The organism is Clavibacter sp. MX14-G9D (assembly GCF_032917815.1).
GTDB lineage: Bacteria > Actinomycetota > Actinomycetes > Actinomycetales > Microbacteriaceae > Clavibacter > Clavibacter michiganensis_K.
Genome location: NZ_JAVCVL010000187.1, coordinates 1 through 5,303, shown reverse-complemented (window position 1 = coordinate 5,303; position 5,303 = coordinate 1). Strand labels below are relative to the sequence as shown.

At 74.5% G+C, this 5,303-nt stretch carries 3 protein-coding genes; 2 read left to right on the top strand and 1 reads right to left on the bottom strand.

Annotation, left to right across the window (positions count from 1 at the left end; genetic code table 11):
* Window positions 1-804, bottom strand: an 804-nt coding sequence (locus tag Q6969_RS12675; protein ID WP_317230754.1) for an aminotransferase class IV, incomplete at its 3' end; no start/stop codon positions are given.
* 53 nt (window positions 805-857) lie between these two features.
* Between Q6969_RS12675 and Q6969_RS12670 the strand changes: the two genes are divergently transcribed.
* Window positions 858-2,333: an anthranilate synthase component I family protein gene (locus tag Q6969_RS12670; RefSeq protein ID WP_317230753.1), complete on the top strand. Its 1,476-nt coding sequence runs from the start codon at window positions 858-860 to the stop codon at window positions 2,331-2,333.
* Window positions 2,334-2,431: 98 nt separating this feature from the next.
* Window positions 2,432-4,990 (top strand): leucine--tRNA ligase, encoded by a 2,559-nt coding sequence (gene leuS, locus Q6969_RS12665; protein WP_317230752.1) that lies wholly within the window; start codon window positions 2,432-2,434, stop codon window positions 4,988-4,990.
* Window positions 4,991-5,303 lie beyond the last annotated feature (313 nt).

The following is a 5,303-nucleotide window of genomic DNA, read 5'->3' as shown; positions in this document are numbered from 1 at the left end:
CTCGCGGCGCAGGGCCGCGAGCCGGGTGCGCCAGGCGCGCACCCGGCCGGGCTCCGCCGCGGTCGCCGGGCCGTCGATCCAGCCGCGCACCAGCCGGATCCCGTGCAACGCGCTGACGGCCCACACCTCGCGGCCGTCGAGGTCGGCGGGCCGCACACGGTCGTGGAGCACGTCCACCCCGAGCGCGGTCGCCAGGGCGACGATGCTGCGCTCGGTGACGCTCGGGATCCGCGGGACGTCGCCCTCGACGACCGCGAGGGCGTCACCGTGCCACCAGAGGATCGCGCTGTACGCGCCCTCGACCACCGTGCCGTCGTCGGCCAGGATCACGGCCTCCCCGGCGCCGTGGCGCGCGGCGCGGCTGCGGAGGGCGCCGAGCGCGTGCAGGTCGGGGCCCTTGACGCGCGGCATGGTGCGGGGATCCGGCCCGTCGTGGTCGCGGAGCACCACGGACGCGGTGCGCTCCGGCGCGGGACGGAGGAGGAGCCGGGCCACGTCGCCGCCCGGGCCCCGCAGGGCCTCCACGCGCGGGAACCAGGCTCCCTCGCGGGGGAGGGCGGCGACCGCGGCGTCGAGGAACGCGGCGGGATCCGGCACGGCCGCCGACTGCAGGCGGAGCGCGGCGAGGAACCGCTGCCGGTGCACGTCGAGGGCGAGCACGCGCCCGGCGTCGACCAGGAACGAGTCGGCGGCGAGCACGCGGTGGCCCGGCGGGCGCACGGCCTCCGCTCCTCCACCGCCGGCGTCCGCGGCCTCCGGCGCCCAGCCCGCGGGCGTCCACCGGAGAATCGTCTCGGAACTCATACCCTTGAGGCTAGGCGGCCGCCGGGTGCGCCCACGACACCGGGAGGCCGAGCATGCAGGAGCCCCGCGCGCGGGCGGCGCGGCCCGTGGCCGGGCGGCGCCTGGCTGCCTGGCACGAGCCCCGGGACGTGTTCCTGGCCCTGTACGCCGACGAGGACGCGGGCGACGTGGCCTGGCTCGACGACTCCGCGGGAGAGGGATGGAGCTACCTGGCCGCGTCCGCGGGGACGGTGACGGAGTGGCCGGCCGGCGTGTTCCCCGGGCTCGCGGCGATGCTCCCCGCGGCCGGCGACGCGGGCGCGGGCGCCGATGGCCCCGGCCTCCCGGACGGTCTCGCGTTCCGGCTCGGCGTCCTCGGCTGGATCCCCCACGACGCGTGGCCCGAGACCGTCCCCCTGCACCACGCCCCGCACGCCGCGCGGGCTCCGTCCGATGCACCCGGGCCCCTCCCGGCGGCCGTGATGCGCGTGGAGCGCCTCCTCGCCTTCGACCACGCGACGCACGGGGTCTGGGCCGTGGCGCGCGAGGGGGATGCGTGGCTGGATGCCGTCGCGGCGGAGCTCGACCGGGTCGCGGACGCCGCGGCTCCGGCCACCCCCGCGGCGTCGCACCCCGTCGACCCCGCCAGGGGCGCACCGGCACCGCGCGACGCCGGCGACCACCACGACCTCGACGCGCTGCCCGCATGGCGGCACGACGACGCGGCCTACCTCCGCCTCATCCGCTCCTGCCAGGCGTCCATCCGCCGCGGCGACGCCTACCAGCTGTGCCTCACGAACAGCGCGACGCTCCCCGGCACGGTCGACCCGGTGCGCGTCCACCTGGCGCTCCGCGCCCTGAGCCCCACCCACCACGGCGCGTTCCTCCGCATCGGCGGCACCGCGCTCGTCAGCGCCTCACCCGAGCGGTTCGTCGAGGTCGACGGCGGCGGCACCCTGCGCACCCTGCCCATCAAGGGCACGCGCCCCCGCCACGCCGACCCGGCCGCCGACGAGCGGGCACGGGCCGAGCTCCTCGCGAGCGAGAAGGAGCGCGCCGAGAACGTCATGATCGTCGACCTCATGCGCAACGACCTCAGCCGCGTCTGCGTCCTGGGCTCCGTGCGGGTCACGAGCCTGTTCGCCGTCGAGGCGTACGCGCAGGTGCACCAGCTCGTGAGCCGCGTCGAGGGCGAGCTCGCGCCCGGCACCACCGCGGTCGACGCCGTGCGGGCCCTGTTCCCCGCCGGATCCATGACGGGTGCCCCGAAGTCCGCCGCCGTGGGCATCCTGGCCGCCCTCGAGGGCGGATCGCGCGGGGTCTACGCCGGCGCCTTCGGGTGGTTCGGCGAGGACGGGCGGGCGGACCTCGCCATGGTGATCCGCTCGGTCGTGGTGACCGACGGCCGCGCCACGATCGGCGCGGGCGGCGGCATCACCGCGCTCTCGGTCCCGGAGGAGGAGCTCGCGGAGGTGCGCGTCAAGGCGGCGCCGCTCATCGCCGCCGCGCGCGCCGGCCGCGTGCCCCGGGAGGGGACCGGTCGCGCTTGATCCGGCGCCCCGCGACGGGTTCGGGCGCGGCCCGGCGCGTTCACTAGTCTTGTCGAGGCCTTGACGGCCGCGACCCCCGCATCGAATCGAGAGCGCCCTTGGCACACGAGACCCCCGACACCCCCGGCGACACCTACGACTTCCGCGCCATCGAGGCCGAGTGGTCCGAGGTCTGGGAGCGCGAGCAGCCGTTCCGCACGCCCGACGCGAGCGACAGCCGCCCCCGCAAGTACATCCTCGACATGTTCCCGTACCCCTCGGGCGACCTGCACATGGGCCACGCGGAGGCGTTCGCGCTCGGCGACGCCGTCGCGCGCTACTGGCGCCAGCAGGGGTTCAACGTCCTGCACCCCATCGGCTGGGACTCGTTCGGCCTCCCGGCCGAGAACGCCGCCATCAAGCGCGGCGTCGACCCGCGCGAGTGGACGTACGCGAACATCGACCAGCAGAAGCGCTCCATGAAGCGCTACGGCCTGTCCTTCGACTGGGAGCGCGAGCTCCACACGAGCGACCCCGAGTACTACACGTGGAACCAGTGGCTGTTCCTCAAGATGCACGAGAAGGGCCTCGCCTACCGGAAGGACAGCTGGGTCAACTGGGACCCGGTGGACCAGACGGTCCTCGCCAACGAGCAGGTCCTCGCGGACGGCACCTCCGACCGCTCGGGCGCCGTCGTCGTCAAGAAGAAGCTGACGCAGTGGTACCTGCGCATCACCGACTACGCGGACCGCCTCATCGACGACCTCAACCAGCTCGAGGGCACGTGGCCGTCGAAGGTGCTCAACATGCAGCGCAACTGGATCGGCCGCTCCGTGGGCGCGGAGGTCGACTTCGTCATCGAGGGCCGCGACGAGCCCGTCACGGTGTTCACCACCCGCCCCGACACCCTCCACGGGGCGACCTTCATGGTCGTCGCGCCCGACAGCGATCTGGCCGCCGAGCTGGTGGAGGGCGCGTCGGAGGAGGTGCGGGAGTCCTTCCGCGGCTACCTCGAGCGCACGCAGCGCCTCAACGAGATCGAGCGCTCCACGACCGACCGCCCGAAGACCGGCATCCCGCTCGGACGCACGGCCGTCAACCCCGTCAACGGCGAGCGGATCCCCGTGTGGGCCGCCGACTACGTGCTCGCGGACTACGGCACGGGCGCCGTCATGGCCGTCCCCGCGCACGACCAGCGCGACCTCGACTTCGCGCGCGCCTTCGACCTCCCGGTGCGCGTCGTCGTCGACACCACGCAGCCCGTCACCGGCGCCATCCGCATCATCCCGGAGGACGGCGAGCTGCCCGACCTCGAGGAGGTCCTGCCCGGCCGCACGGGCGTGGCGCTCCCCGGCGAGGGGCGTCTCATCAACTCCGGGTCCCTGGACGGCCTCAGCAAGCAGCCGGCCATCAAGCGCGTCATCGAGCAGCTCGAGGCGGAGGGCCGCGGTCGCGCCGCGAAGAACTACCGCCTGCGCGACTGGCTCATCTCGCGGCAGCGCTTCTGGGGCACGCCCATCCCCATCGTCTACGACGCGGAGGGCACCGAGATCCGCGTCCCCGAGGACCAGCTGCCGGTGCGACTCCCCGACACCGAGGGCCTCGACCTCACGCCCAAGGGCAAGTCCCCGCTGGCCGCGGCCACCGCGTGGGCGAACGTGCCGAGCCCGGTCGACGGCAGCCCGGCCACGCGCGATCCCGACACCATGGACACGTTCATGGACAGCTCCTGGTACTGGCTGCGCTTCCTGTCGCCGAACGACGCCACGAAGGCGTTCGACCCGGCCGACGCCGACCGCTGGGCGCCCGTCGACCAGTACGTCGGCGGCGTGGAGCACGCGATCCTGCACCTGCTGTACTCGCGCTTCATCACGAAGGTGCTGTTCGACCTCGGCTACGTCACGTTCACGGAGCCGTTCAGCGCACTGCTCAACCAGGGCATGGTCCTGTCCGGCGGCAGCAAGATGTCGAAGAGCAAGGGCGGCGTCGACCTCGGCTCCGAGATCGACCGCCACGGCGTCGACGCCATCCGCCTCACCATGGCCTTCGCCGGGCCGCCGGAGGACGACATCGACTGGGAGGACGTCTCCCCGTCCGGCTCGGCCAAGTTCCTGGCCCGCGCCTGGCGGCTCACGGGCGACATCACGAGCGCGCCCGAGGTCGAGTGGAAGACGGGCGACGAGGCGCTCCGCCGCGTCACGCACCGCTTCCTCGCCGAGGCGCCGGGCATGCTCGAGGCGTTCAAGTTCAACGTCGTCATCGCCCGCACCATGGAGCTCGTCAACGCGATCCGCAAGACCATCGACCAGGGCCCGGGCGGCGGCGACGCCGCGGTGCGCGAGGCCACCGAGGTCGTCGCCGTCGCGCTCAGCCTGTTCGCCCCGTACACGGCGGAGGACATGTGGAAGCGCCTCGGCTACGAGGGCTCGGTCGCGTTCGCCGGCTGGCGGAAGGCCGACCGCAACCTCCTCGTCGTCAACACCGTCGTCGCCGTCGTGCAGGTCGACGGCAAGGTGCGCGACAAGCTCGAGGTCGACGCCCGCATCGGCGCCGACGAGCTGGAGGCCCTCGCCCGCGAGACCGCCGGCGTCAAGCGGTCGACCGCCGGCCGCACGATCGACAAGGTCATCGTCCGCGCGCCGAAGATCGTGAGCATCACCACCACCCCCGCCGGCTGACGGGAGCCGCGCGTCACGGCGCGGTGCACGGCGACGAGGGCGGTCCGCACGCGGGCCGCCCTCGCCCCATCCCAGGTGCGTTCGATGGACGCGCTCCCCAGACCGTGTCGTCCACGGAGGGCCCGGCATCGCGCCGCCTACCGTGCCGCCATGCGCCCCTCCCGTCGTCCCCGCCCCGGAGCACCCCTCGACGGAGGGGAGTCGCGCGACGGCGACGTCGCCGACGGGGAGGTCGCTGCCGGACAGGGGATGTCCGCCGCGCAGGCCGACGGGTGGACGGTCCCGGCCGCGCACGCCGACGGGTGGACGGTCC